The 22,942-nt window shown below is 68.3% G+C and carries 22 protein-coding genes; 19 read left to right on the top strand and 3 right to left on the bottom strand.

Annotated elements, in window-relative coordinates; all coding sequences use genetic code 11:
* The first annotated feature begins 4 nt into the window (after positions 1 to 4).
* From puhE to ACZ5BM_RS07250, 6 genes are read left to right on the top strand one after another with little or no spacing between them, the layout of a single operon-like run.
* Positions 5 to 1,726: a putative photosynthetic complex assembly protein PuhE gene (puhE, locus tag ACZ5BM_RS07275; protein ID WP_498911035.1), complete on the top strand. Its 1,722-nt coding sequence runs from the start codon at positions 5 to 7 to the stop codon at positions 1,724 to 1,726.
* Positions 1,723 to 2,766, top strand: a complete 1,044-nt coding sequence (bchI, locus tag ACZ5BM_RS07270; protein WP_498911032.1) for a magnesium chelatase ATPase subunit I — start codon at positions 1,723 to 1,725, stop codon at positions 2,764 to 2,766. The genes puhE and bchI overlap by 4 nt, the downstream gene beginning before the upstream one ends.
* The gene (locus tag ACZ5BM_RS07265; RefSeq protein WP_498911030.1) at positions 2,763 to 4,556 is read left to right on the top strand and encodes a VWA domain-containing protein; all 1,794 of its coding nucleotides are present in this window, start codon (positions 2,763 to 2,765) and stop codon (positions 4,554 to 4,556) included. Before bchI ends, ACZ5BM_RS07265 begins: the two co-directional genes overlap by 4 nt.
* A gap of 2 nt (positions 4,557 to 4,558) precedes the next feature.
* Complete coding sequence (gene bchO, locus ACZ5BM_RS07260; RefSeq protein ID WP_498911028.1) at positions 4,559 to 5,488, top strand: alpha/beta fold hydrolase BchO; 930 nt, start codon at positions 4,559 to 4,561, stop codon at positions 5,486 to 5,488.
* Positions 5,485 to 5,742 (top strand): hypothetical protein, encoded by a 258-nt coding sequence (locus tag ACZ5BM_RS07255; RefSeq protein WP_498911026.1) that lies wholly within the window; start codon positions 5,485 to 5,487, stop codon positions 5,740 to 5,742. The genes bchO and ACZ5BM_RS07255 overlap by 4 nt, the downstream gene beginning before the upstream one ends.
* Positions 5,742 to 6,560 carry a DUF429 domain-containing protein gene (locus ACZ5BM_RS07250; RefSeq protein WP_498911024.1) on the top strand — a complete coding sequence of 273 codons (819 nt, stop codon included), beginning with the start codon at positions 5,742 to 5,744 and terminating at the stop codon, positions 6,558 to 6,560. The genes ACZ5BM_RS07255 and ACZ5BM_RS07250 overlap by 1 nt, the downstream gene beginning before the upstream one ends.
* A 61-nt stretch (positions 6,561 to 6,621) precedes the next feature.
* On the opposite strand, the gene ACZ5BM_RS07245 is transcribed toward ACZ5BM_RS07250, so the two are convergent.
* The 3 genes from ACZ5BM_RS07245 to crtD all read right to left on the bottom strand — a co-directional run bounded on the left by ACZ5BM_RS07245 (position 6,622) and on the right by crtD (position 10,698).
* Entirely contained in the window at positions 6,622 to 8,214 is a 1,593-nt protein-coding gene (locus ACZ5BM_RS07245; protein ID WP_498911023.1) for a GMC family oxidoreductase, read from the bottom strand.
* Between the two features lie 76 nt (positions 8,215 to 8,290).
* Positions 8,291 to 9,226, bottom strand: coding sequence for a carotenoid 1,2-hydratase family protein (locus tag ACZ5BM_RS07240; RefSeq protein WP_498911021.1), 936 nt, complete (start codon positions 9,224 to 9,226; stop codon positions 8,291 to 8,293).
* Positions 9,166 to 10,698, bottom strand: a complete 1,533-nt coding sequence (crtD, locus tag ACZ5BM_RS07235) for a phytoene desaturase family protein (protein ID WP_498911019.1) — start codon at positions 10,696 to 10,698, stop codon at positions 9,166 to 9,168. Before crtD ends, ACZ5BM_RS07240 begins: the two co-directional genes overlap by 61 nt.
* A gap of 138 nt (positions 10,699 to 10,836) precedes the next feature.
* On the opposite strand from crtD, the gene ACZ5BM_RS07230 reads away from it, so the two are divergent.
* The 13 genes from ACZ5BM_RS07230 (at position 10,837) to ACZ5BM_RS07170 (ending at position 22,928) form a co-directional block, all read left to right on the top strand.
* A complete protein-coding gene (locus ACZ5BM_RS07230; protein WP_498911017.1) occupies positions 10,837 to 11,661 on the top strand; it encodes a polyprenyl synthetase family protein in 825 nt (274 codons plus the stop codon).
* Complete coding sequence (locus ACZ5BM_RS07225; RefSeq protein WP_498911015.1) at positions 11,649 to 11,864, top strand: hypothetical protein; 216 nt, start codon at positions 11,649 to 11,651, stop codon at positions 11,862 to 11,864. The genes ACZ5BM_RS07230 and ACZ5BM_RS07225 overlap by 13 nt, the downstream gene beginning before the upstream one ends.
* A 3-nt stretch (positions 11,865 to 11,867) precedes the next feature.
* A complete protein-coding gene (locus ACZ5BM_RS07220; protein WP_498911013.1) occupies positions 11,868 to 12,932 on the top strand; it encodes a class I SAM-dependent methyltransferase in 1,065 nt (354 codons plus the stop codon).
* Positions 12,933 to 13,009: 77 nt separating this feature from the next.
* The gene (gene bchC, locus ACZ5BM_RS07215) at positions 13,010 to 13,960 is read left to right on the top strand and encodes a chlorophyll synthesis pathway protein BchC (RefSeq protein WP_498911011.1); all 951 of its coding nucleotides are present in this window, start codon (positions 13,010 to 13,012) and stop codon (positions 13,958 to 13,960) included.
* Positions 13,957 to 14,874 (top strand): P-loop NTPase family protein, encoded by a 918-nt coding sequence (locus ACZ5BM_RS07210; RefSeq protein WP_498911009.1) that lies wholly within the window; start codon positions 13,957 to 13,959, stop codon positions 14,872 to 14,874. Before bchC ends, ACZ5BM_RS07210 begins: the two co-directional genes overlap by 4 nt.
* A 1-nt stretch (position 14,875) precedes the next feature.
* Complete coding sequence (gene bchY, locus ACZ5BM_RS07205) at positions 14,876 to 16,282, top strand: chlorophyllide a reductase subunit Y (RefSeq protein WP_498911007.1); 1,407 nt, start codon at positions 14,876 to 14,878, stop codon at positions 16,280 to 16,282.
* A complete protein-coding gene (gene bchZ, locus ACZ5BM_RS07200) occupies positions 16,282 to 17,757 on the top strand; it encodes a chlorophyllide a reductase subunit Z (protein ID WP_498911005.1) in 1,476 nt (491 codons plus the stop codon). The genes bchY and bchZ overlap by 1 nt, the downstream gene beginning before the upstream one ends.
* Positions 17,758 to 17,760: 3 nt before the next feature.
* Positions 17,761 to 17,988, top strand: coding sequence for a light-harvesting antenna LH1, beta subunit (gene pufB, locus ACZ5BM_RS07195; protein ID WP_498911003.1), 228 nt, complete (start codon positions 17,761 to 17,763; stop codon positions 17,986 to 17,988).
* A gap of 12 nt (positions 17,989 to 18,000) precedes the next feature.
* Positions 18,001 to 18,207: a light-harvesting antenna LH1, alpha subunit gene (gene pufA, locus ACZ5BM_RS07190; protein WP_498911001.1), complete on the top strand. Its 207-nt coding sequence runs from the start codon at positions 18,001 to 18,003 to the stop codon at positions 18,205 to 18,207.
* Between the two features lie 31 nt (positions 18,208 to 18,238).
* Positions 18,239 to 19,063 (top strand): photosynthetic reaction center subunit L, encoded by an 825-nt coding sequence (gene pufL, locus ACZ5BM_RS07185; protein ID WP_498910999.1) that lies wholly within the window; start codon positions 18,239 to 18,241, stop codon positions 19,061 to 19,063.
* 9 nt (positions 19,064 to 19,072) lie between these two features.
* Positions 19,073 to 20,095 carry a photosynthetic reaction center family protein gene (gene pufM, locus ACZ5BM_RS07180; protein ID WP_498910997.1) on the top strand — a complete coding sequence of 341 codons (1,023 nt, stop codon included), beginning with the start codon at positions 19,073 to 19,075 and terminating at the stop codon, positions 20,093 to 20,095.
* Positions 20,092 to 21,246 (top strand): photosynthetic reaction center cytochrome PufC, encoded by a 1,155-nt coding sequence (gene pufC, locus ACZ5BM_RS07175; RefSeq protein ID WP_498910995.1) that lies wholly within the window; start codon positions 20,092 to 20,094, stop codon positions 21,244 to 21,246. Before pufM ends, pufC begins: the two co-directional genes overlap by 4 nt.
* Positions 21,243 to 22,928, top strand: a complete 1,686-nt coding sequence (locus ACZ5BM_RS07170; RefSeq protein ID WP_498910993.1) for a c-type cytochrome — start codon at positions 21,243 to 21,245, stop codon at positions 22,926 to 22,928. Before pufC ends, ACZ5BM_RS07170 begins: the two co-directional genes overlap by 4 nt.
* Positions 22,929 to 22,942: the final 14 nt, after the last annotated feature.

The following is a 22,942-nucleotide window of genomic DNA, read 5'->3' as shown; positions in this document are numbered from 1 at the left end:
GAGCATGACCACGCATCTCTGGCCCGTTCTGTTCGCCCTGTTCGTGTGGTGGTTCAGCACCGGCATCATCATGTTTCTCGACGGTCTGCCCAGACGGACCTTCAAATGGAGCATGATCGGCGCGACGGTGTTGCTGGCGACCTCGTTCTGGGGCCTGCACGCATCCAGCACCGATCTGTCCGTGCGCGGCGCCTATATCGCCTTCACCTGCGGCCTGCTCGCCTGGGGCTGGCAGGAGATCTCGTTCTACATGGGCTACGTCACCGGCCCGCGCAAAGATCCCTGCCCGGAAGGCTGCTCCGGCTGGCGCCATTTCGGCCACGCGATCCAGACCAGCCTGTGGCACGAGCTGGCGATCATCGCCGCCGGCATCGCCGTGGTGCTGCTCACCCGTCACGGACAGAACCAGGTCGGCACATGGACCTTCATGGTGCTGTGGTGGATGCATCAGAGCGCCAAGCTCAACGTGTTCCTGGGCGTGCGCAACCTGAACGAGGAATTCCTGCCGGAACATCTGCAATTCCTGCGTTCCTTCCTGCGCAAGAAGCCGATGAACCTGCTGTTTCCGGTTTCGGTCACGGTTTCCACGGTGATCGCCGCGCATCTGGTGTCGCTGGCGATCCACAGCACCGATTCGTTCTCGCGCGCCGGATACGATTTCCTGTCGGCGATGATGGTTCTGGCGATCCTGGAGCATTGGTTGCTGGTGCTGCCGCTTCCGGCCGCATCGCTTTGGGGCTGGAGCCTGCGTTCGCGCGGCACGATCAAGCCGTTCGAGGTCGAGGTGGTCGCGGGCTTCCTCGGCGCCGGCAAGACCACCTTTCTCCGCAACGTCCTGTTTGGCCATTCCGAGCGCCGCACCGTTGTCCTGGTCAACGACTTCGCCGCCGTGGGCGTGGACGGTTCGCTTCTGCGCGAACGCGGCGCCGACGTGGTGGAACTGCCGAACGGCTGCATCTGCTGCTCGCTCAAATCCGATCTCGCCACGCAGATCACCGCTCTCGTGCAGACATGGAAGCCGGAACGCGTGCTGATCGAGCCGAGCGGCGTCGCTGATGTCGCGGCGCTGATGGGCGTTCTCGGTCAGCCGGCGTTGAAACGCCAGATCAGCACCCTGCGCGTTCTGTCCGTGATCGATGCGGGCGCGTTTCTCCGCGACTTCGCCCGCAGACGCGCCTTCTTCGAGGCGCAGGCGCGCGTCGCCGATGTTCTCGTGGTCAACAAGGCGGATCTGGTGTCCGACGCTGAGCGCGCGATGGTGGAAACCACCCTGCGCGGGCTCAATCCCGCCGCATCCATCGTTCCGGCCCGATACGGCATCCTTCTGCCCGGCCATGCGCTGCCGCGTGCGGCGGCGCGCGCCGCCGAAGCGGCAGAACACGCGCACCACCACGATCATCATCACTACCACGATGGTGCGCCCGCCTTCCAGTCCTGCGTCGTGTCGCTCGACATCCCCTGCGATCCCGAGCGCGTGCGCGCGGTTCTCGCACGCGCCGCCGAAGGCGCGTTCGGGCGGGTGGAACGTCTCAAGGGCATCGCCCGCACGCGCATCGGCTGGATGCGATTCGATCTGGCCGGCGGCGTGCCGTCGATGGAAGCCTTCGCCGCCGACGAGACCGAAGTGCCGCGCGTGATCGCCATCGGCGCCGATCTCGACGATGCCGCCCTGGCCGCGGCCTTTGCCGACTGCGCGCAGGACACGCGTCTTCCGGCGCCGGTATGATGGACGGCCTGGCGCATCGCGTGCGCGCACGCCGTCGAACCGCGTTTCCGTTTGCCGCCATTGTGGCGCAGGAAGACATGAAACGCGCGCTGCTGCTCGCGGCGATCGATCCGTCCATCGGCGGCGTTCTCGTGTTCGGCGATCGCGGCACCGGCAAATCCACCGCCGTGCGCGCCCTGGCCGATCTCCTGCCGCCGATGGCCGTGCCGGAAGGTTGCCGTTTCAACTGCGATCCGGCCGACGGTCCGCTCTGCGTCGAAGGCTGCACCCATGACGGTGCGCCGATCGCCATTCCCGTGCCGATCGTCGATCTTCCCTTGGGCGCCACAGAAGATCGCGTCGCCGGCGCGCTCGATCTGGAGCGGGCGCTGTCTTCCGGCGTGCGCGCCTTCGAACCGGGCCTGTTGGCCCGGGCGCATCGCGGCTTCCTCTACATCGACGAGGTGAACCTGCTCGAGGATCATCTGGTCGATCTCCTGCTCGACGTCGCGGCCTCTGGCGAGAACCTCGTCGAGCGCGACGGACTCAGCATCCGTCACCCCGCACGCTTCGTTCTGGTCGGCAGCGCCAATCCGGAAGAAGGCGAGCTGCGCCCGCAACTTCTCGATCGGTTCGGTCTGGCGGTGGACGTGTCCACACCGGCCACGCTGGCCGAGCGCGTCGAAGTGGTGCGCCGTCGCGACCGCTTCGATCGCGATCCGCTCGGCTTCGCGCGCGACTGGGAGCCCGACGCCGCGCAACTCCGCGAGCGCCTGCGCGACGCACGCGTCCGCCTGTTCGACGTCGTCGTGCCGGACGCCGTCGTGGAAGCCGCAGCCGCGCTCTGCATGGCGCTCGGTACCGATGGCTCGCGCGGCGAACTCGCGCTGCTCCGTGCCGCACGCGCCCTGGCGGCTTTCGACGGCAAGACCGAAGCCGATCTCGACACGCTCCGCACCGTCGCCGTCACCGTCCTGCGCCACCGTTTGCGCCGCAATCCGCTGGACGAGACCGGCTCCGCCGCCCGAGTGGAGCGCGCGATCGCCGAATTGCTGCCGTGATCGAGCCCGATGCGCCGCCGGCCGCATGGCCGGACGGAACGCTGATCGCCGCCCTTGTCGCCATCGAACCCAGCGGTCTCGCCTTGCGCTGCCGCCTCCCGCCCGGCGCCGCGCGCGACTCCTGGTTGTCGCTGCTTCGCACAGGGCTTTCGCCGAACCGGCCGATCCGTCGCGCGCCGGCGGCGCTGGACGACGACCGCCTCCTCGGCGGACTCGACCTCGCCGCCAGCCTCGCCACGAAACGCCGCGTCATCCGCCCTGGCCTGCTCGACGAGGCAGCGGACGGCGTCCTGATCCTGTCCGCGCCGGAACGCCTGCCGCCGCATGCGCTGGCGCATCTGGCTGCCCTGCTCGACGACGCCCGCGCCGCCCTGGTGCTGCTGGACGAGACCGGTCCCGACGATCCGCCCCTGGCCACCATGCTCGCCGACCGCCTCGCCTTCACCTTCTGCGACGCGCCCTGCGCACGCAGCGCCGATCCGCTCGCGCCGCCCGAGCCGTTCGCGCCTCCGCCCGGCTATGCTGCCCGTCTGCAACGCGCCAGGAATCGCCTGCCGACCATCGAAACCCCGGACGATCTCCCGGGCGCTCTCTGCGCAGCCGCCCTTTCCGCGGGAATCGCCTCCCTCCGCGCGCCTCTGCTCGCTTTGCGCGTCGCCCGCATCGTCGCCGCCCTGCACGATGCCGACACCGTGACACCCGATCACGCCGCCATTGCCGCCCGGCTGGTTCTGGCCCCACGCGCCGTTCTCGCCCCCCCGCCGGAGCGTGCCGAAGCGGAGGACCAGAGCGCCGACACCCCGCAACAAGCGCCGGACACCGCAGACGATGCCGGTGCGTCCCCGGAACATGCACCCGACCAGTTCGACGCCGATCGGGCCGCCGGCACCGACATGACCGGCACCGTGCTCGCAGCCCTGCGTGCAGCCCTGCCGCCCGATCTGCTCGACCGGCTCCGCGCTCCCGCCGGCAGTACCCGCCGCGTCGCCGAGGGCCGCACCGAAGCCGGCCGCACCATCCGTCCGCGCCTGGCCCGTCGCGGACGGCCGATCGGCGCGCGCCCCGGCGATCCGTCGCGCGGCCGCCTCGACGTGCTCGCCACCCTCCGCGCGGCACTGCCCTGGCAGTTCCTCCGTGGCCGCGCCGATACCCGCATCCAGGTCCGACGCGCCGATCTGCACATCACCCGCTTTGCGCCGCGCCTTCGCATGGTGACGATCTTCCTGGTCGACGCCTCCGGCTCCGCCGCCCGCGCCCGTCTCGCTGAAGCCAAAGGCTGCGTCTCGACCCTTCTTGCCGAATGCTATGCCGATCGTGATCAGGTCGCGCTGATCGAATGCCGCAACCGTGCCGCGACCGTGCTGTTGCCCCCCACCAGCTCCGTGGTCCGCGCCAGACGCGCGCTGGAGTCCCTGCCGGGCGGCGGCGGCACCCCGCTGGCGGCCGGGATCGAAACCGCGCTCGCCCTCGCGCATCGCATCCGGCGCGAGGGCGGCACGCCGCGCCTGGTTCTGTTCACGGACGGACGCGCCAACGTCGCCCGGGACGGCAGCGCCGACCGCGACCGGGCCGTGCGCGACGCCGTGGCCGCCGCCACGCTTCTGCGCGCCGCCGGATTGCCGTCCATGCTGGTGGACATCTCCGCGCGCCCCGGCCCCGCTTCGCCTGCCCTGGCGAAAGCTCTCGGCGCGAACCTGCTGCTTTTGCCACGCAACGACCCGGAAAGAATCGCGCGGGAAGCCGCTTCGCTCGGTCGGCCCGGCGCCCCGATGCGCCTCGCCGCCCGATGACCATGGTTCTCTCCGCCGGCCCCCGCTCCCTCCCGGCCGGCGCCCCGCGCATCGGTGTCGCCCCGCATCCGGACTGGGCCACGGACGGGCGCGACTGGCCCAACCGGGCGTCGAGCCGCTTCGTCTCGGCAGCCGGTTTGTGCTGGCATGTGCAGCGAGCCGGTTCCGGCCCGGTCGTTCTGCTCCTGCACGGCACGGGCGCCGCCACCCATAGCTGGCGCGACCTGCTGCCGCTGCTGGCACGGAATTTCGACGTGGTGGCCCCCGATCTTCCCGGCCATGGCTTCACGGGAACGCCGCGCGCGGCGCTGATGGGCCTGCCCGGCATGGCGCGCGGCGTGTCCGCGCTGCTCGACCGTCTCGGAATCGTTCCCGATCTGGTGGTCGGCCATTCCGCGGGCGCCGCGATCGGCGCGCGCTTGTGCCTCGATCGCAGCGTCGCGCCGCGAACGCTTCTGTCGCTGAACGGCGCCTTGCTGCCGCCGCCCGGTCTGCAGGCGACCTTGTTTCCCGTCGCCGCACGCCTGCTCGCAGGCCTGCCGCTGCTGCCGCATCTCGTCGCGCGCACCGCTAGCGACGCGCGTGTCGAGTCGCTGCTGCGCGATACCGGCTCGGTGCTCGATCACGAAGGCCTCCGTTTCTACCGGCGCCTTTTCCGTCGCCCGGACCATGTCGCGGGCGCCGTCGCCATGATGGCGCGCTGGGATCTGCGCAGCCTCCCGGACGAACTCCCGCGTCTCGGACGCACCCTCGTTCTGGCGGCCGGAAACAAAGACGGCATGATTCCCGCCGAGGCCGCCCGCACCGTACACGAGCGCGTTCCGGGATCGCGCCTCGTCGCATTGCCCGGCCTCGGCCATCTCGCGCACGAGGAAGCTCCCGACCGTATCGCCGCCCTGATCGCCGATCTTCTGCCGGCGCCGCGCCCATGACCAGACGCCTGGCCGAATGCGTCCTCGCCGTCCTGTGCGTCGAGGCGCTCTTTCTGTCCCTGCGCCGCACACGCACGAACGCGACGCCCTCCCTCCCGGACATCGCAGCCACGACCGGCGCAGGCGCGTTTCTCTGCCTCGCCCTGCGCGCCGAAGCCCAACGCCGTCCGGCCACTCGGATCGCCGTTTTCCTCGCTCTCGCCGGTCTCGCCCATGTTCTCGACCTGCGCTTCCGTCTCGCCGGAACGCGCTGATGCGTTTCCTCGGCATCGACTTTTCCGGCAGCGCCGGGCAATGGTCGGCCGGCTGTCGCCGTCCCACGGTCTGGATCTCCACCGTCTCCGAACCGGAAACCGGCCGCTTCCAACTGCATGATCTGGTGCCGGTGCAGGCGCTGCCCGGTTCCGGCACGCCGTTCGACCGGTTCTGCGCCATGCTGCGCGCGGGCGATTTCGCCGCGGCTTCCATCGACGCGCCGTTCTCCGTGCCGGCCGCGTTTCTTCCCTCCGGCGGCCATGCGGCGCTGCTCCGCGACGTCGCCGCGCTGCCGATCGAGACCGGCAGACCGTTCCCGCGCGGCGGCGCCCTGCTCGATCTCCTGCGAGCGAGCGGTCCGGACACGACGCTGCGCGACGCGCCACGCGGCATCAAGCATTATCGCGACACCGAACGCGGTCGCGGCGTGAACGTCCGCTCGACGCTCTGGAACGGTCCGCGCGGTGGCGCCCCCTTCACGGTCGCCTGCCTCCTGGCACTGGCCCGCGCGGATCGTCCGATCTGGCCCTGGCGAAGCGGCCCCGGCATGCTGGCGGAAGCCTTCCCGACCGCTCAGCTCCGGCACTGGAACCTCCCATCCAGCCGCTACGGTCTCGACCATCAGACCGCGACACGCGCCGACATCCTCGCCGGGCTCGAACCCTTCCTCCATATCGAGAACGGACATCGCAGCCTGATGCTCGAACACCCCGACGCGCTGGACGCGGTTCTGGCCGCGTTCGGCGCCGTCGCCGCCACGCGCGAAGGCGTGATCGCCGATCCGCCCGCCGATGGCCGGATCGCCCTGTTGGCGTAAAGGCGAAACGAAAAGGCGTTCTTTCCTTCTTTTCCTCAGAAAAAGAAGACCCTTTCCGTCTTTACCCTTCCAGGATCATCGCCGCCGCCTTCTCGCCGATCATCACCGTCGGCGTCTGCGTGTTTCCGCTGATCAGGCTCGGCATGACCGACGCATCCGCGACGCGCAGACCCCGCACGCCGCGCACCCGCAGGCGCGGATCGACCACGGCGCCGTCGTCCGAGCCCATGCGGCAGGTGCCGACCGGATGATAGATCGTGTCGGCCCGCTGCCGGATCAAAGCGCGCAGCGCGTCGTGGTCCTGGTTCTTCTCCCCATAGGCCGGCCGGCCGCCCAGCGATGCCATGGCCGGCGCGTCGAGGATTCGTTCCGCCAGGCGCGTTCCCGCCACCAGCGTTTCCAGGTCGCGCTCATCGGAGAGAAAACCTGGATCGATCACCGGCGCCGCGCGCATGTCGCTGCTCGCGATCCGCACCGCGCCGCGACTCCAGGGACGCAGCGCGCAGACATGCACCGAATAGCCCGGCCCCAAGCGCGGCCGGCGATTATGGTCGTCCACCAGTCCGATGCAGAAATGCAGCTGCACATCCGGCCGCTCCACCGCGTCCGACGTGCGCAGGAAGCCGCCTGCTTCGGCGACGTTGCTGGTCAGCATGCCGCGACCGTGCCGCCTCCAGCGCAGATACGCCCCCGGCAGACGCCGTGCCGTGCGGAGGTCGATGCCGAACAGCCCTTCGGCCGGGCAGCGCATGTTGATCGTGTAGTCGAGATGGTCCTGGAGGTTGCGTCCAACCTCCGGCCGGTCAACCACCACCGGGATGCCCAGGCCGCGCAGGGCGTCGGCGTCGCCGATGCCGGAGGCGAGCAGAAGCTGGGGGGTGCCGAACGCGCCCGCGGCGAGAATGATCTCGCATCCGGCCTCGATCGTCTCCGATTTCATATCACGGTGTAATGTAATCCCGATCGCCCTCCCGTCCCGGAACCGGATGCGCGAGACGAGCGCCCCGGACAGGATGCGCAGATTGGGCAGCCGCGTCCGCGCGTTGGCGAGATAGGCGGTGCCGGCATCGCGCCTGCGGCCGCGATCATGGAACACCTGGAAACGGCCGACGCCCTCCTGGCTCTCGCCGTTGAAATCGTCGTTGATGGCAAATCCGGCCTCGAGTCCGGCCCGGATGAACCGTTCCGTCACCGGGTTGCGCTCGCGCAGTTCCTCGACCCGCAGCGGACCGCCGGCGCCATGCCATTCGGTCTCGCCGCCGACATGGTCTTCGAGTTTGCGGAAAAAGGGCAGAACGTCGTCCCAGCCCCAGCCGTCGCAGCCGGAATCCTTCCAGCCGTCGTAGTCCTGGCGCTGGCCGCGAATGGAGATCATGGCGTTGATCAGCGTCGAGCCGCCGATGCCGCGTCCGCGCGGCTGGTAGCCCTTGCGTCCGCCGAGGCCGGGCTGCGGCACGGTGTTGAAGGCGTAGTTGTGCCGGCCCTTCAGCCCGACCAGTCCGGCGATGCCGAGCGGGATCCGGCACAACGGCGACGGTTCGGCAGGACCGGTTTCCACCAGCATCACGGTCCGGTCGGGTCTGGCCTCCGCCAGCCGGGCCGCGACCGCGCATCCGCCCGCGCCGGCTCCCACCACGATGAAGTCCGCCTGCATGCGCCTCTCCGGCCGTCGTTTCGGCGAAACATGCGCCCTGTCGGTCACGCGCGCATCGTGCAGTGCAGCGCGCGGCTCAGCCGAGGCGCTTCGCAACCCGGAACGGCAGCATCGCCTGCACGGGCAGGGCGCGGAACCGGTCGCAATCCAGGCTCTCATGCACGCAGGCGCCGCGCTCGCCGCCGAGCCGCGCGTCGATCAGCGCGCGGGTGTAGAACGGCGCATCGACGAAACTGCGACCAGCGCGGGCCCAGCCATCCTCCGAGCGCGTTTGCCGGGACACACCCCAGCGGGACCGAGCCAGCGTGACCGGGGGCGGCGGCTCGATCGCCGATACGCCGCCGTCGCGGCCGATCCGCAAGGCGAGCCCGGTCCAGCCGTCCGTGCGCCGCTTGGCATCGTAGAGGATCACGGCGCCGTCTCCGCGTGGCGCGCGGCACCAGTGCCAGGAGCGGAACGCCTCCTCGATCGCGCCCGCGCCGTGATTGCCGTCGAGATAACCGTCGCCGCTCCAGCGTGCGTCGGGGGCGGAAAGATCGACCTCGACGCGCGCCCGCGGCGAGAGCGGCGTCCAGCGATGATCGCCGGTCTCGGACAGGACCGCCTCGAAACCGGTGAAGGCCTGCGGACGCACGATCACCGTGCCGCGCACGCGCTCACCCCAGGGCATGGTGCGCTCGTCGATGCGGATGGCGAGCGCATCGCCGCGCCATTGGAGCGCGCTCGGGCCGATCCGCAGGGTGGCGGCGTCGCGCTCGACCGCATCTGCGCCGCGTTCGGTCATGCACCAGCGTCGCGGCGCACGCGCCCCGCCGGTGCGATACAGCGCCACATGCAGCGCGCTGTGGGCGAGCGGATCGGCCGCACCCCTGCGTCGCGCCCAGGCATAGAACGGGGAAAACACGCTGCCCAGAAAGGCGATGACCGTGATGCCGGAACAGCCATCGTCGCTCAGCGCGTCGACATACCACCAGCGATAGCCGCCGGGCGCGACAGGCTGGTCGAAACGCAATCCGCCAGCATCGCCTCCGCCGCCATCAGACCGGACAGCGCCGCCATGCTCAGCCCCGGCCCCGGATGCGCGCTGCCTCCGGCCAGATAGAGCCCCGGCAGCCGGCTCCTGCTGCCCGGGCGCCGGAACGAGGCCAGCGGCCCGTGCGTCGCCTGACCGTAGAGGCCGCCCCCCGTCCCGGGAAACAGGCGCGCGAACTGCGCCGGACCGGTGATCCATCCCGGCGCCGCTTGACGAATCTCCATCCCGCATCGGCGCAGTTCCTTGAAAGACGCTCGTTCGTATCGTCGCAACTCCGGCGTGTCGCGTCCATGCGCGGAACCGGGCGCGTCGCCGTTCGCCGGGGCGTTCATGACCAGAAGCAGTCGTTCGCCGTCCGGCACGGGATGCAGCAACGCGCCCCGGTCGTCGCGATCCTGGGCGCAGACATAGACGGTCGGCGCGTCCGGCAGGCGTCCGGCGGCAAGGGCGGCGAACTCCGCCGGATAGTCGCGGGAAAAGAACACACCATGCCGGGTGAGGGGAAAGCCGGAGATCTCGGCGCGCAGCGCGATCGTCATGGCGGAAAAGGAACGTCGGTCCGGTCGCGTCCTCGGCACCGCGCGACGGGCGGCATCGCCGAACATGCCGCAGGACAAAGCGGAGATGTCGGCGTTGAACAGAACCGAGTCGGATGCGATCTGCTCGCCATCGTCCAGCACCACGGTGTTGCAACGCCCGTTCGTGACGCCGATCTCCCGCACGCCGCTGCCCAGCCTGAACACCACGCCGCGTCGTTCACATAGCGCGCGCAGCACGGTGGCGATCCGCGCCATGCCGCCCTCGCACAGCCAGACGCCGCTGCGTTCGACATGCGACACCAGCATCAACGTCGCCGGCGCCCGGAACGGCGACGATCCGCAATAGGTGGAATAACGGCCGAACAATTGCCGCAAACGCGGATCGCGGAAATACCGGGCGGTCTCGCGCCAGAGCGTGCGGAACGGGTCGATTCCGGCGAGCTGTCCTGGCGGCACGTCGCGCAGCAAGCGCAAGAGACCGGGCTTCGGCCGCTGCATGAACGGACGATCCAGCGTGTCGTGGATCTCGCGCGCGCGTTCCGAATAACGCAGGAAGGCACCGGACTCTTCTGCACCGCACAAAACGCCGATTGCGTCCGCGGAGCGTTGCAGGTCGGCGAACAGATCGAGCCGGTCGCGATCGTTCCAGGCGTGCCGCGCAAGGATCTCCGCCGGTTGCAGCTGAAGATGCGATTCCAGCGTTTCGCCGGCCGCGTCGAACACGGCGTCCAGCACCGGACGCATGGTGAGCACCGTCGGGCCCGCATCGATTCCATCGATCTGCCGCAGCTTGCCGCCCACCGAAGTCGCGCGGTCCAGCACCGTCACCGCAGCACCGTTCTGCGCCAGCACCAGCGCTGCGCAGAGCCCGCCCATGCCGGCGCCGATCACCGTGACACGATGTGTCAGCATTCTGTTGTGAGTGTCCATCTCTCGTGACACTAATAAGAGACAGGCTATCCTGACAGTCCATATGAGGACGCCGGTGATCCTCGGGAGGCAGCGATTAGCGACGAATCTGCCCACATCAACCAGATCCTGCTGCAGGCCATGGAGACGGCGACGGGACCTGGCGCACCGCCCGGCCTCGCCGCGGCGCTCCATCATGCCGTATTTCCGGGAGGGGCGCGCATCCGTCCCAGGCTGTGCCTGGCCGTGGCCGAGGCCTGCGGCATGCCGCATCCGGTCCTGTCCGGCGCCACCGCCGCGGCGATCGAACTCGTGCATTGCGCGTCTCTCGTGCACGATGACCTGCCGTGTTTCGACGACAGTGCGCTGCGTCGCGGCCGTCCCTCCGTGCACGCGCAGTTCGGTGCGCCTTTGGCGGTTCTCGCCGGCGATGCGCTGATCGTGCAGGGCTTCGAGACCCTGGCGCGTTTCTGCCACGAGGCGCCTCTGCTGCTGCCGAAACTCGTTTCCGTCCTGGCTGCATGTTCGGGCATGCCGCATGGCATTGCCGGTGGGCAGGGGTGGGAATGCGAACCGCGCGTCGACCCCGTCGCCTATGCACGCGCCAAGACCGGCGCCTTGTTCGCCGCCGCGACCATGGGCGGGGCTGCCAGTGCGGGTGAAGCGCCCGAGCCCTGGCGCGCGGTTGGCGAACAGCTCGGTCTGGCCTATCAGGTGGCCGACGATCTGGCCGATCTTCTGTCCGATCCGGCGGCGATCGGTAAACCGGTCGGGCGAGACGGAACCCTCGGCCGGCCCAACGCAGCGACCCTGCTCGGTGTGGACGGGGCGCGTCTGCGTCTGGAAACGCTGGTGGGCGAAGCCGTCGACGCCGTGCCGCCATGCCGAAACCGGGACCGGTTGGTGTCGCTGGTTTCCGCCGAAGTCAGACGCCTGCTGCCCGCCGATCTGTCGTGCGCGGCATGAGGGCGGCCTGCCGCACGCTGCGCCAGCAACCACGCGGCAATCATCGCGGCCGCGTTGCAACGGTGCGCACGCGCTCGTTCCGCCGTCGGCGCCGCGTTGCCGCGCCGCGTATCGACCGTTGGGGCGTCCTGTGCGCCGCCGCCTGGGCGGCCTTGCATTCGGGACGGCCGAGCCTGACGCCGCCGGCGCAGTTCGACAGCTGATCCGTGCTGGAACGTCTGCAGGCGAGCGGCCGGTTCCGCGCCTTCGCGGCGGCGATGCCGCTGCTGCGTTTGGTCGCGCGCCGTCGTGCCCGCGCCGTGTTCGATCTGTGCGCCGGCTTCGTCTACACCCAGACGCTTCTTGCCCTGGTGCAGCTCGGGATTCCGCAGGCACTCCTGTCCGGTCCGAAACAGGCGGACGAGCTGGCGCGAGACCGCGATCTGCCGCCGGAGCGGATGGAACGGCTGCTGCGCGCCGGGGTGTCGTTGCGCCTGCTGCGCCGTTCGGGAGAACGGTTCGCGCTGGGCCCGCTGGGTGCCGCGCTGATCGACAATGACGGGCTGGATGCGATGATCGCGCATCACGCCGTGCTTTATGCCGATCTGGCCGATCCGGTGGCGCTGCTGCGTCGCGGCGCGGGATCGCTGGCGCCGTTCTGGGATTATGCCGCGGACGCACCGGAAGAGCGCGTCGCGGCTTATTCCACCCTGATGCGGCGTTCGCAGCCGATGATCGCGGCGGAGATCCTGGCCGCCCATCCGGTTCGTCGTCACCGTCTGCTGCTCGACGTCGGCGGCGGATCAGGTGGTTTCGCGTGCGCCGCATTGCGGAAGGCGCCGGATCTGCGGGCAATCGTGTTCGACCGGCCCGGCGTGGCGGCGGAAGCGGAACGGGTGGTGCGCGAGACCGGCCTCGCCGGGCGGTGCAGGGTCATCGGCGGCGATTTCCTGCACGATCCGTTGCCGGACGGCGCCGATCTGGTGTCGCTGGTGCGCGTCCTGCACGACCATGACGACGAGAACGCGCTGCGCCTGCTGCGACGCATCCGCGCGATCCTGCCGCCCGGCGGGATTTTGCTGCTGGCCGAACCGATGTCGGACACGGCGGGCGCGGCGCCGGTGGGGGACGCGTATTTCGGCTGGTATCTGCTGTCGATGGGGCGCGGTCGGCCGCGCAATGCCGCGCGGATCGGCGCGATGCTGCGACAAAGCGGGTTCGACACGGTGCGTCTCCGGGCGACCCGTATGCCGATGCTGGCGCAGGTGATGACCGCGCGTGTCGCGAAATGAGTTTTTGTCCATTCCCATTTACAACGTAACGTGTAAGGTAAGCCTGACAGTTTCGAGATCGGCTTGAAACGAGGTGCATGATGCAGACCAACGCCGTGCTTCTCCGTCAGCCGGAACATCTCGTTCTGGAAACCCTCCCGCTCGATGCGCCCGGTTCGGACGATCTCGTTGTCGCCGTGGACTGGTCGGGAATCAGCACCGGCACGGAGCGTCTGCTGTTTTCCGGCCAGATGCCGCCTTTTCCCGGCATGGGTTATCCGCTTGTGCCGGGCTACGAGGCGGTCGGACGTGTGATCGAAGCCGGCGCCGAATCCGGAATCGCCGTGGGAACGCCGGTTTTCGTGCCCGGTGCGCAATGTTTCGGTGCCGTGCGCGGTCTGTTCGGGGCGTCGGCGTCGCGTCTGGTGGTACCGGCGTCGCGTGCTCTGCCGCTGGGACCGGCGAACGGAGAGGTTCCGGATCGGAGCTTCGTGCTCCTGGCCTTGGCCGCGACGGCGCAGCATGCCCTGTCCGCAGCGCCGGTTCTGCCCGAACTGATCGTCGGTCATGGCGTGCTGGGACGGCTGCTGGCGCGTCTGGTGTTGGCGGCCGGCGGTGCCCCGGTGGTGTGGGAGCGCGACCCGGCGCGGCTGGGCGGTGCGGTGGGCTACACCGTCTGCGATCCCGCTCGTGATTCGTGCCGCGATTATCGCGCCATCGTCGATGCCAGTGGCGATTCCGCTCTTCTGGATACGCTGATCGGGCGCGCGGCGCGCGGCGGCACCGTGGTTCTGGCAGGGTTCTATCCCGACCGGGTCGGCTTCGCGTTCGCACCCGCCTTCATGCGCGAGATCACGCTGCGGATCGCCGCGGAGTGGCAGAAGGCGGATCTCGACACGGTGCGACGGATGGTGGGCGACGGAACGCTGTCGCTCGCCGACCTGGTCAGCCACGCGCAACCGGCATCGAACGCCGATCGCGCCTATCGCACGGCCTTCTTCGATGCGGCCTGCATCAAGATGGTCCTGGATTGGAGTGCGTACGCATGAGCGAAAAGCCGGAAACCCAGATCATCGCCATCTACGGCAAAGGCGGGATCGGCAAGAGCTTCACGCTCGCCAATCTCAGCTATTCCATGGCACAGTCCGGAAAGCGCGTTCTGCTGATCGGCTGCGATCCGAAGAGCGACACCACCTCGCTCCTGTTCGGCGGCCGGGCGTGCCCGACCATCATCGAAACCTCCGCCCGGAAACAGGCGGCGGGCGAAAAGGTGCAGATCGGCGACGTGTGCTTCAAGCGCGACGGCGTGTTCGCGATGGAGCTGGGCGGCCCGGAAGTGGGCCGCGGTTGCGGCGGGCGGGGCATCATCCACGGTTTCGAGCTGCTGGAGAAACTCGGTTTTCACGACTGGGGTTTCGACTACGTGCTGCTCGATTTCCTGGGCGACGTGGTGTGCGGCGGTTTCGGTCTGCCGATCGCGCGCGACATGTGCCAGAAGGTGATCGTGGTCGGTTCCAATGACCTGCAATCGCTCTACGTCGCCAACAACGTGTGTTCTGCGGTGGACTATTTCCGCAGGCTGGGCGGCAATGTCGGCGTGGCCGGGCTGGTCATCAACAAGGATGACGGGACGGGCGAGGCGCAGGCTTTCGCCGATGCGGTCGGCATCCCGGTTCTGGCCGCGATTCCCGCCGATGACGACATCCGCCGCAAGAGCGCCAATTACGAGATCGTCGGCCGTCCCGGCGGTCGCTGGTCGCCGTTGTTCGAGGCGCTGGCGGCGGAAGTCGGGAGCGCACCGCCGCTGCGGCCGACGCCGCTGAGCCAGGACGGGCTGCTCGATCTGTTCAAGGGCGAGGCCGTGGGCCGCGACGTCGTGCTGGTGCCGGCGACCATGGAGGATATGTGCCCGAACGGGACGGCGGACAGACCGTCTCTCGAAATCCTCTACGAGCCCGCCTGAGATGGACGGGATCGCCCATCTCGACGAGCAGGCGGTCCGGACGCTGGAAAGCGCGTCCGGTTGCCATGGCGGACGCGAGACCATGCTCGACGCCGCCGCGCGCGCCGGCAAGAGCGAGGCGATGGATGCGCTGATGCGCGATTATCCGCGTGGGCCGCACGACCAGCCGCAATCCATGTGCCCGGCCTTCGGCTCCTTGCGCGTCGGCCTGCGCATGCGTCGCGTGGCGACGGTGCTGTGCGGCTCGGCCTGCTGCGTCTACGGTCTGAGCTTCACGTCGCGTTTCTACGGTGCGCGCCGCTCGGTCGGCTACGTGCCGTTCAACTCGGAAACGCTGGTGCGTGGCCAGGTGTTCGAGGACATCCGCGACGCCGTGTTCGGTTTGGCCGATCCGGATGCGGTCGATGCCGTCGTGGTCATCAATCTCTGCGTTCCGACCGCTTCGGGCGTTCCGCTGGATCTCCTGCCGCGCACGCATAACGGCGTGCGGATCATCGGCATCGACGTTCCCGGTTTCGGCGTGCCGACCCATGCCGAAGCCAAGGACGTTCTCGCTGCGGCGATGCTGCGTGTGGCCCGTGGCGAGGCCGAGGCCGGACCGGTTCAGCGCCCCGCGGGGGCTGTGGACGGCGTACGGACGCTGGCGCTGATCGGCGAGATGTTCCCGGTCGATCCGATCTCGATCGGCGCCCTGATCGAGCCGATGGGTCTGGCGGTGGCGCCGCCGACGCCGGCGCGGGAATGGCGCGATCTCTACGGCGCCCTCGACAGCGTGGCGGCCTGTGCGATCCATCCGTTCTATGTGGCGTCCGTGCGTGAGTTCGCGGCGGCAGGACGGCCGGTGATCGGCTCCGCGCCGGTCGGGCTGGACGGCACGGCGGCGTGGCTGGATGCGGTGGCGCGCGTGGCCGGTGTTCCTGCGGCGCAGGCCGATGTGGCGCGTGCGCGCGCGCTCGAGCCGCTGAGCGCCGTGCTGGATGCGAACAGGATCGAGTCCCGAATCACCGTGTCCGGCTACGAAGGTTCCGAGTTGCTGGTCGCGCGCCTTCTGATCGAGATGGGCGCGCATGTGCCTTACGTCGGCACCGCCTGTCCGCGCACGGACTGGAACGAGGCCGATCGCGACTGGCTGGAAGCGCATGGCGCGCATGTGCAGTTCCGCGCCGCGCTGGAACAGGATCTGGCGGCGATGCGCGAGGTGAAACCCGATCTCGCCATCGGCACCACGCCGCTGGTGCAGGCGGCGAAGGAGCAGGGAATTCCGGCGATCTATTTCACCAACATGGTGTCCGCGCGGCCCTTGTTCGGGCCGGCCGGGATCGGTGCGATGGCGCAGATCGTGCGGGCGCAGGCCGGCGGTCGGGAACGGTTCGGGCGCATGCTGTCCTTTTTCGAAGGGGACGCCTGATGCTCGTGCTCGATCACGACCGGGCCGGCGGCTATTGGGGCGCGGTGTATGCGTTCGCGGCGCTGAAGGGGCTGCGCGTGCTGATCGACGGCCCGGTGGGGTGCGAGAATCTGCCGGTGACCGCGGTGCTGCATTACACGGATGCGCTGCCGCCACACGAATTGCCGGTTTCCGTCACCGGACTGGCCGAGGATCATTTGTCGATCAGCGGCACGGAAGGCGCGATGGCGCGCGCCGACAAGGCCGGGGACAGCCGGGTCCCGGGTGTGGTGGTGACGGGATCGATCGCCGAGATGATCGGCGGCGGCGTCGTGCCCGAAGGGGCCAATCTGAAGCGCTTCATTCCGCGCACCATCGACGAGGATCAATGGCAGTGCGCCGATCGCGCGCTGTTCTGGCTGCACGCGCAATACGGCGCGCGCAAGAAGACCGTGGTGCGTCGCAACGCGAGTGAGGGCGAGACCGTCGCGACGCCGCGCGTCAATCTGATCGGCGCGATCTACGGCGCGTTCAACAGCCCGTCCGACATCGCCGAGATCCGTCGTCTGGTCGAAGGCATCGGCTGTTCGGTCAATCTGTGCTTCCCACTCGGATCGCATCTCGACGATGTGCCGAAGCTGACGGAAGCCGACGTCAATATCTGCCTGTATCGCGAATGGGGCCGTTCGCTGTGCGAGGAGCTGGGCAAGCCCTGGCTCTTCGCGCCGATCGGACTGTTCTCCACCACCGCGTTCCTGCGCAAGCTGGGCGAACTGACCGGGCTCGATCCCGAGCCGTTCATCGCGCGCGAGAAGGACACCACGATCAAGCCGATCTGGGATTTGTGGCGATCGGTGACGCAGGATTTCTTCGCGACGGCCTCCTTCGCCGTGGTGGCGGGCGAGACCTATGGGCGGGGGCTCCGTCAGTTTCTCGAAGACGAGATGGGGATGCCGTGCGCATTCGCGATCACGCGCCGTGCGGGGGAGAAGACCGATAACCGGGTCGTACGGACGAAGATCCGCGAAACGCCGCCGATGGTGATGTTCGGTTCGGTGAACGAACGGATCTACATGGCGGAGGAGCGCACGCGCGGTACGTGGATCGCCGCATCGTTCCCGGGCGCCATCATCCGTCGTGCCACCGGAACCCCGTTCATGGGATATGCCGGCGCTACATACATCGTTCAGGAATTCTGCAACGCCCTGTTCGACGGCCTGTTCAACATGCTCCCGCTGGCGGGCGATCTCGACCGCGTGGCGCCGACGCCGGCGCGGTCGGGCCAGGATCGCGAACTCGCCTGGGATGCGGATGCGCTGATCCTGCTGGACGAGGCGGTGTCGCGCGAACCCTTCCTGCTCCGCATCTCCGCTGCCAAGCGGCTGCGCGAGCGCATCGAACGACGTGCCGCCGAAGCCGGCGAGAAGCGCGTTTCCGTTTATCGCGTCCGCGAGGAAACGGACCCCGTCACCCATACCAACAACAAGGAGTTCTGAGCGATGTCCGACAATCCCGAACGCTCGAGCCTGTCGGGCCTTTCCGTCGGCGAGGCCAAGGAGTTCAACAAGATCTTCGTGATCTCCTTCATCATCTTCGTGGCGATCGCGATCGTCGCGCACTACCTCGCCTGGATGTGGCGCCCGTGGCTGCCCGGCGTGCACGGCTACCAGACCTCCATGCTCGACGCCGCCGACATGGCCCACCACCTCGTCTCCGCGATCGGCTAGGGAGAACCCGCCATGTACCGCGTTTGGCTGATGTTCGATCCGCGCCGCGCGCTGATCACCTTGTTCGTGTTCCTGCTGGTGCTCGCACTGACGATCCATTTCATTCTGCTGAGCACGGATCGCTTCAACTGGCTGGACGGCCCGCATCACGATGCGCTGCGTAGCTCCGCGCAGATGCAGCAGATGACGCCGCTGCCCCCCGGTCAGGCACCGCAATAGCGCAACCGCGCCGAGCGGAAAGGTCCCGCCCATGTCCATGCTGAACTACGAACCGAAATACAGGGTCCGCGGCGGTACGCTCGTCGGCGGCGACCTGTTCGATTTCTGGGCGGGGCCGTTCTATGTCGGCTTCTTCGGCGTCACCACGATCTTCTTCACGCTGATCGGCGTGTCGCTGATCCTGTGGGCGGCGTCGCTGGGGCCGACATGGAACATCTGGCGCATCTCCATCGCGCCGCCGGACCTGAAATACGGTCTGGCGCTGGCACCCCTGCGCGAGGGCGGGCTTTGGCAGCTCATCACCGTCTGCGCGGTCGGTGCCTTCGTGTCCTGGGATCTGCGCATGATCGAGATCGCGCGCAAGCTCGGCATGGGATTGCACACGCCGATCGCCTTCGCCTGCGCGATCGCCGCCTACGTGACGCTGGAGGTGATCCGTCCGGTGCTGATGGGAGCCTGGGGAAACGCGTTTCCCTACGGAATCATCTCGCACCTCGATTGGGTGTCGAACGTCGGCTACCAGTATCTGCAGTTCCACTACAATCCGGCGCACATGATCGCGGTGACGTTCTTCTTCACCACGACCTTCATCCTGGCGATGCATGGCGGCGTGATCCTGTCGTCGCTCAATCCGCCGGCAGGCGAGGAGGTCAAGGAAGGCGCGCATGAAGACGCGTTCTTCCGCGATCTGATCGCCTATTCCATCGGACCGCTCGGCATCCATCGCGTCGGTTGGTTCTGCGCCATGAATGCCGGGCTGTGGAGCGCGCTCTGCATTCTGCTGAGCGGCCCGTTCTGGACACGCGGCTGGCCGGAATGGTGGTCCTGGTGGCTCAATCTGCCGTTCTGGAAGTAGGGGAAGCACGTGCTCGAGAATCGCGCGCGCCTGAACGACCGTCCGGGCGGGATCGAATACCAGAATCTGTTCAACCGCGTGCAGATCGAGGGGCCGCTGCATCCGGGTCCGCCATTGGCGGCCAGCAGCGAACCGCGCTCGGGCCGGCCGGTCTTCTCCTGGCTGATGGGCGTTCTGGGCTCGAACCAGATCGGCCCATTCTATCTCGGCAAGCTCGGCATCGCCTCGCTGATCTGCGGCCTCATCGCCTTCGAGATCATCGGGCTGAACATGTTCGCCTCGGTGGGCTGGGATCCGGTGCAGTTCGTGCGCCAGCTCTTCTGGCTCGGCCTGCAACCGCCGGCGCCGTCCTGGGGGCTGCGTATCCCGCCCCTGAACGAGGGCGGCTGGTGGCTGATGGCCGGCTTCTTTCTCACCGCCGCGATCTTGCTGTGGTGGGTGCGCGTGTATCGGCGCGCACGGGCGCTCGGCATGGGCACGCATGTGGCCTGGGCGTTCGCTTCGGCGATCTGGCTTTATCTGGTCGACGGATTTCTTCGCCCGCTGCTGATGGGCTCCTGGAGCGAGGGCGTGCCGTTCGGCATCTTTCCGCATCTGGACTGGACCGCGTCGATTTCGATCCGGTACGGCAACCTTTACTACAACCCGTTCCATATGCTCTCGATCGTGTTCCTCTACGGATCGACGCTCCTGTTCGCGATGCACGGCGGCACCATTCTCGCCACCTCGCGCTATTGGGCCGAGCGTGAGGTGGAACTGGCGGTCGATCGCGGCACGGCGGTGGAGCGCGGCGCATTGTTCTGGCGCTGGGTGATGGGCTTCAACGCCACCTTCGAATCGATCCATCGCTGGGCGGTGTGGTTCGCGATCCTGTGCACCCTCACAGGCGGCATCGGCATTCTTCTCACCGGCACGGTCGTCGACAACTGGTATCTCTGGGGCGTCAAGCACGGTTTCGCGCCGCAATACCCGCGCGTCTACGCACCGATCACCGATCCCGGTTATCTCAGGGCAGTTACGGCGCAGCCATGAGCACCTCCCATAGCAAACCCGGCCTGGTCGCAGCGCCGTTCGCGGCCGTCGCCCGCGCGATCGCCGCAACGGTCGAGACAGTCCGCACGCACCCCTGGCTCAGCGCCACCGCAGCGGCGGGCCTGTGCGGGGTCATTGGCGTCGGGGCCCTGGCGCTCACGCTGGAGCGCCCCCCGCTCCAGGTGGTGCAGACCGGTTTCCGCGGCACCGGCATGCAGGCGGTGTACAACGACCACAATCTGCTTGCCGAAGCGCGCTTGCAGCATCCCGACGCGCCCCTGCCCGCGGTGCAGCTCGCAGGGCGTCCGGCATCGGCGGTCTACAAGAACGTCAAGGTCCTGGGCGCGGTGGACGCCAACGAGTTCCTGCGTCTAATGGCGGCGATGACGCAATGGGTGGCACCCGCGACCGGCTGCGCCTTCTGCCATTCGCTCAACAACATGGCCGACGACAGCTCCTACAATAAGATCGTCGCCCGGCGCATGTTGCAGATGACGGCCGATATCAACAGCCAGTGGAAGGCGCATGTGGGCCAGGGCGGCGTCACCTGCCAGACCTGCCATCGCGGCGAGGCGATCCCGGCAGGCGCCTGGTTCGTGCAGCCGGCGCCCTACGGCACGCGCGGTCTCACGCAGGCCGATAGCGGGCAGAACGTCGTCTCGCCCGTGGCCGGGCTGACGGCGCTGCCGTACGATCCGCTCACACCGTTTCTCCTCCAGGCGAACCCGATCCGCGTGACGCCCACCACGGCGCTGCCGAGCGGCGGCGTGCGTCCGTCGATCAACCAGACCGACTGGACCTATGCGCTGATGATCCATTTCAGCGACAGCCTCGGCGTGAACTGCACTTTCTGCCACAACACGCGCGCCTTCGAGGAATGGGACCAGGGCACGCCGCACCACGTCACCGCCTGGCACGGCATCCGCATGGTGCGAGCGATCAACAGCACCTACATGAACTCGCTCGCCGGCACCTTCCCGCGCGCGATGCGCGGACCGCTCGGCGACGAGGCCAAGGTGAGCTGTGCATCCTGCCATGCCGGCGCCTACAAGCCCTTCTTCGGTGCCTCCACCCTGTCGGCCTATCCGGCGCTGTCGCAGGTGTCGCAGGACTGGACGCCGCCGGCCGCTCCGGGGGGAGCCGCGCCATGAGCAAGTTCTCTTTTCTTCTCGGCGCCACCGCGTTGTTCGGCGTTTCGGTCGCGAGCCTGCCCGCCTCGGCGCAGGAGCGCGCGTGGAACGGCACCGAGACCTACAACAGCAACGTCCCGGCCGATCAGCCGCCGAGCTTTCCGCAGGGCAAGCCGACCGCGGCGCAGCTCGATCCCGCCAGCGTGGCCAAGGGCGCCGACGCCACCGCGACCGATATCCTGGCACGCGGCAAGTATCTGACCGACATGGCGGACTGCGCGTCCTGCCACACGCATGACGGCGGTCCGGAATTCGCCGGCGGCCGGCCGATGGGGATGCCGTTCGGCACGCTCTATACGCCCAACATCACGCCGGATCGCGAGACCGGCATCGGCGGCTGGACGATCCAGGATTTCGTCACCCTGTTCCGCAAGGGCCGCAACAAGCACGGCCAGAACGTGTATCCGGGCATGCCGTACCCGTGGTACGCGTCCATGCGCGACGACGACATCAAGGCGATCTACGCCTATATCATGTCGCAGGCGCCGGTCCGGTACAAGATCCCCGAGAACAAGATCCTGTTCCCGTTCAACTTCCGGCCGGCGATTGCGCTCTACAATCTCGCTTTCGTTCCCAGCGGTATTTTCAAGGACGATCCGAAGCAGAGCGCTCTGGTCAATCGCGGCGATTACATCGTCAACTCCTTCGCGCATTGCACGGAATGCCATAACGGCCGCACCCTGCTCGGCAAGCGGGACATCGCTCTGCCGTTCGCGGGCGGCGTGATCACGCACTGGGCCACGCCGAACATCACCAACAACAAGGCGAGCGGCCTCGGCCGCTACACCGACGACCAGCTCTTCAACTATCTGAAGACCGGCGCGGACGACGTGATGGGCACGGCCGTCGGGCCGATGCGCGAAACCGTGGATGTCAGCCTGTCGAAGTTCCGCGACGAGGATATCCGGGCGATGATCGCCTATCTACGCACGCAGGACAGGCCGTCCACCTACAGCCCTTACAAGCGCGATGCCTACAAGGGGCCGAACCCGCCGGGCGCGCAGGTCTACAATTCCTTCTGTTCGTCCTGCCATGGTGCGAACGGCAAGGGCGAGAAAGGCGTCGTGCCGGCGCTGGACGGAAACGGCATGATCCTGGCGGCGGGACCGCACAACGTCATCAACGTGATCATCGGCGGCGTGGAAGCCAAGGGATCGTTCGGCGTGATGCCGGCGCTTGGCGACAGCATGACCGACAAGCAGATCGCCGACGTCGCCAACTACGTGCGCCAGGCCTGGAGCAACAACGCGCCGCCGAACGCGGATGCGTTCCTGGTTTCGGTGAACCGGGTGGATGCGGACGGCGCGGCGCAGAGCATGCTGAACGGCAAGCATGCCGGCGGATGCCCGAAGCTCGACGAACCGGAGCTGGAGAAGGTTCTCGCCGATAACGGCAACGGCATCCAGGCCGCACTCTCGGCGATGACACTGCCGACCATGCTGCCGACGGTGAACGACGTGGTGGCGAAGGTGAGACAGGCCGCGCCGGATCTGAAACAGGAACAGATCGTCAACGGTCTCACCGTGGCGTATTGCCCGATCCTGTATCGCGACAGCACCGTCGCCCCCACGCAGAAAAGCGCGCAACTCGCGAATTTCAGCGCGCGCGTCTACACGCAGCTCAGGACCGATGGCGCCTACTGATGCGAACCGGAGCG

It is taken from the genome of Lichenicola sp. GTC18331, assembly GCF_055386855.1.
Note: the sequence above shows the minus strand (reverse complement) of the source record. Positions and strands in the feature narration are given on the sequence as shown.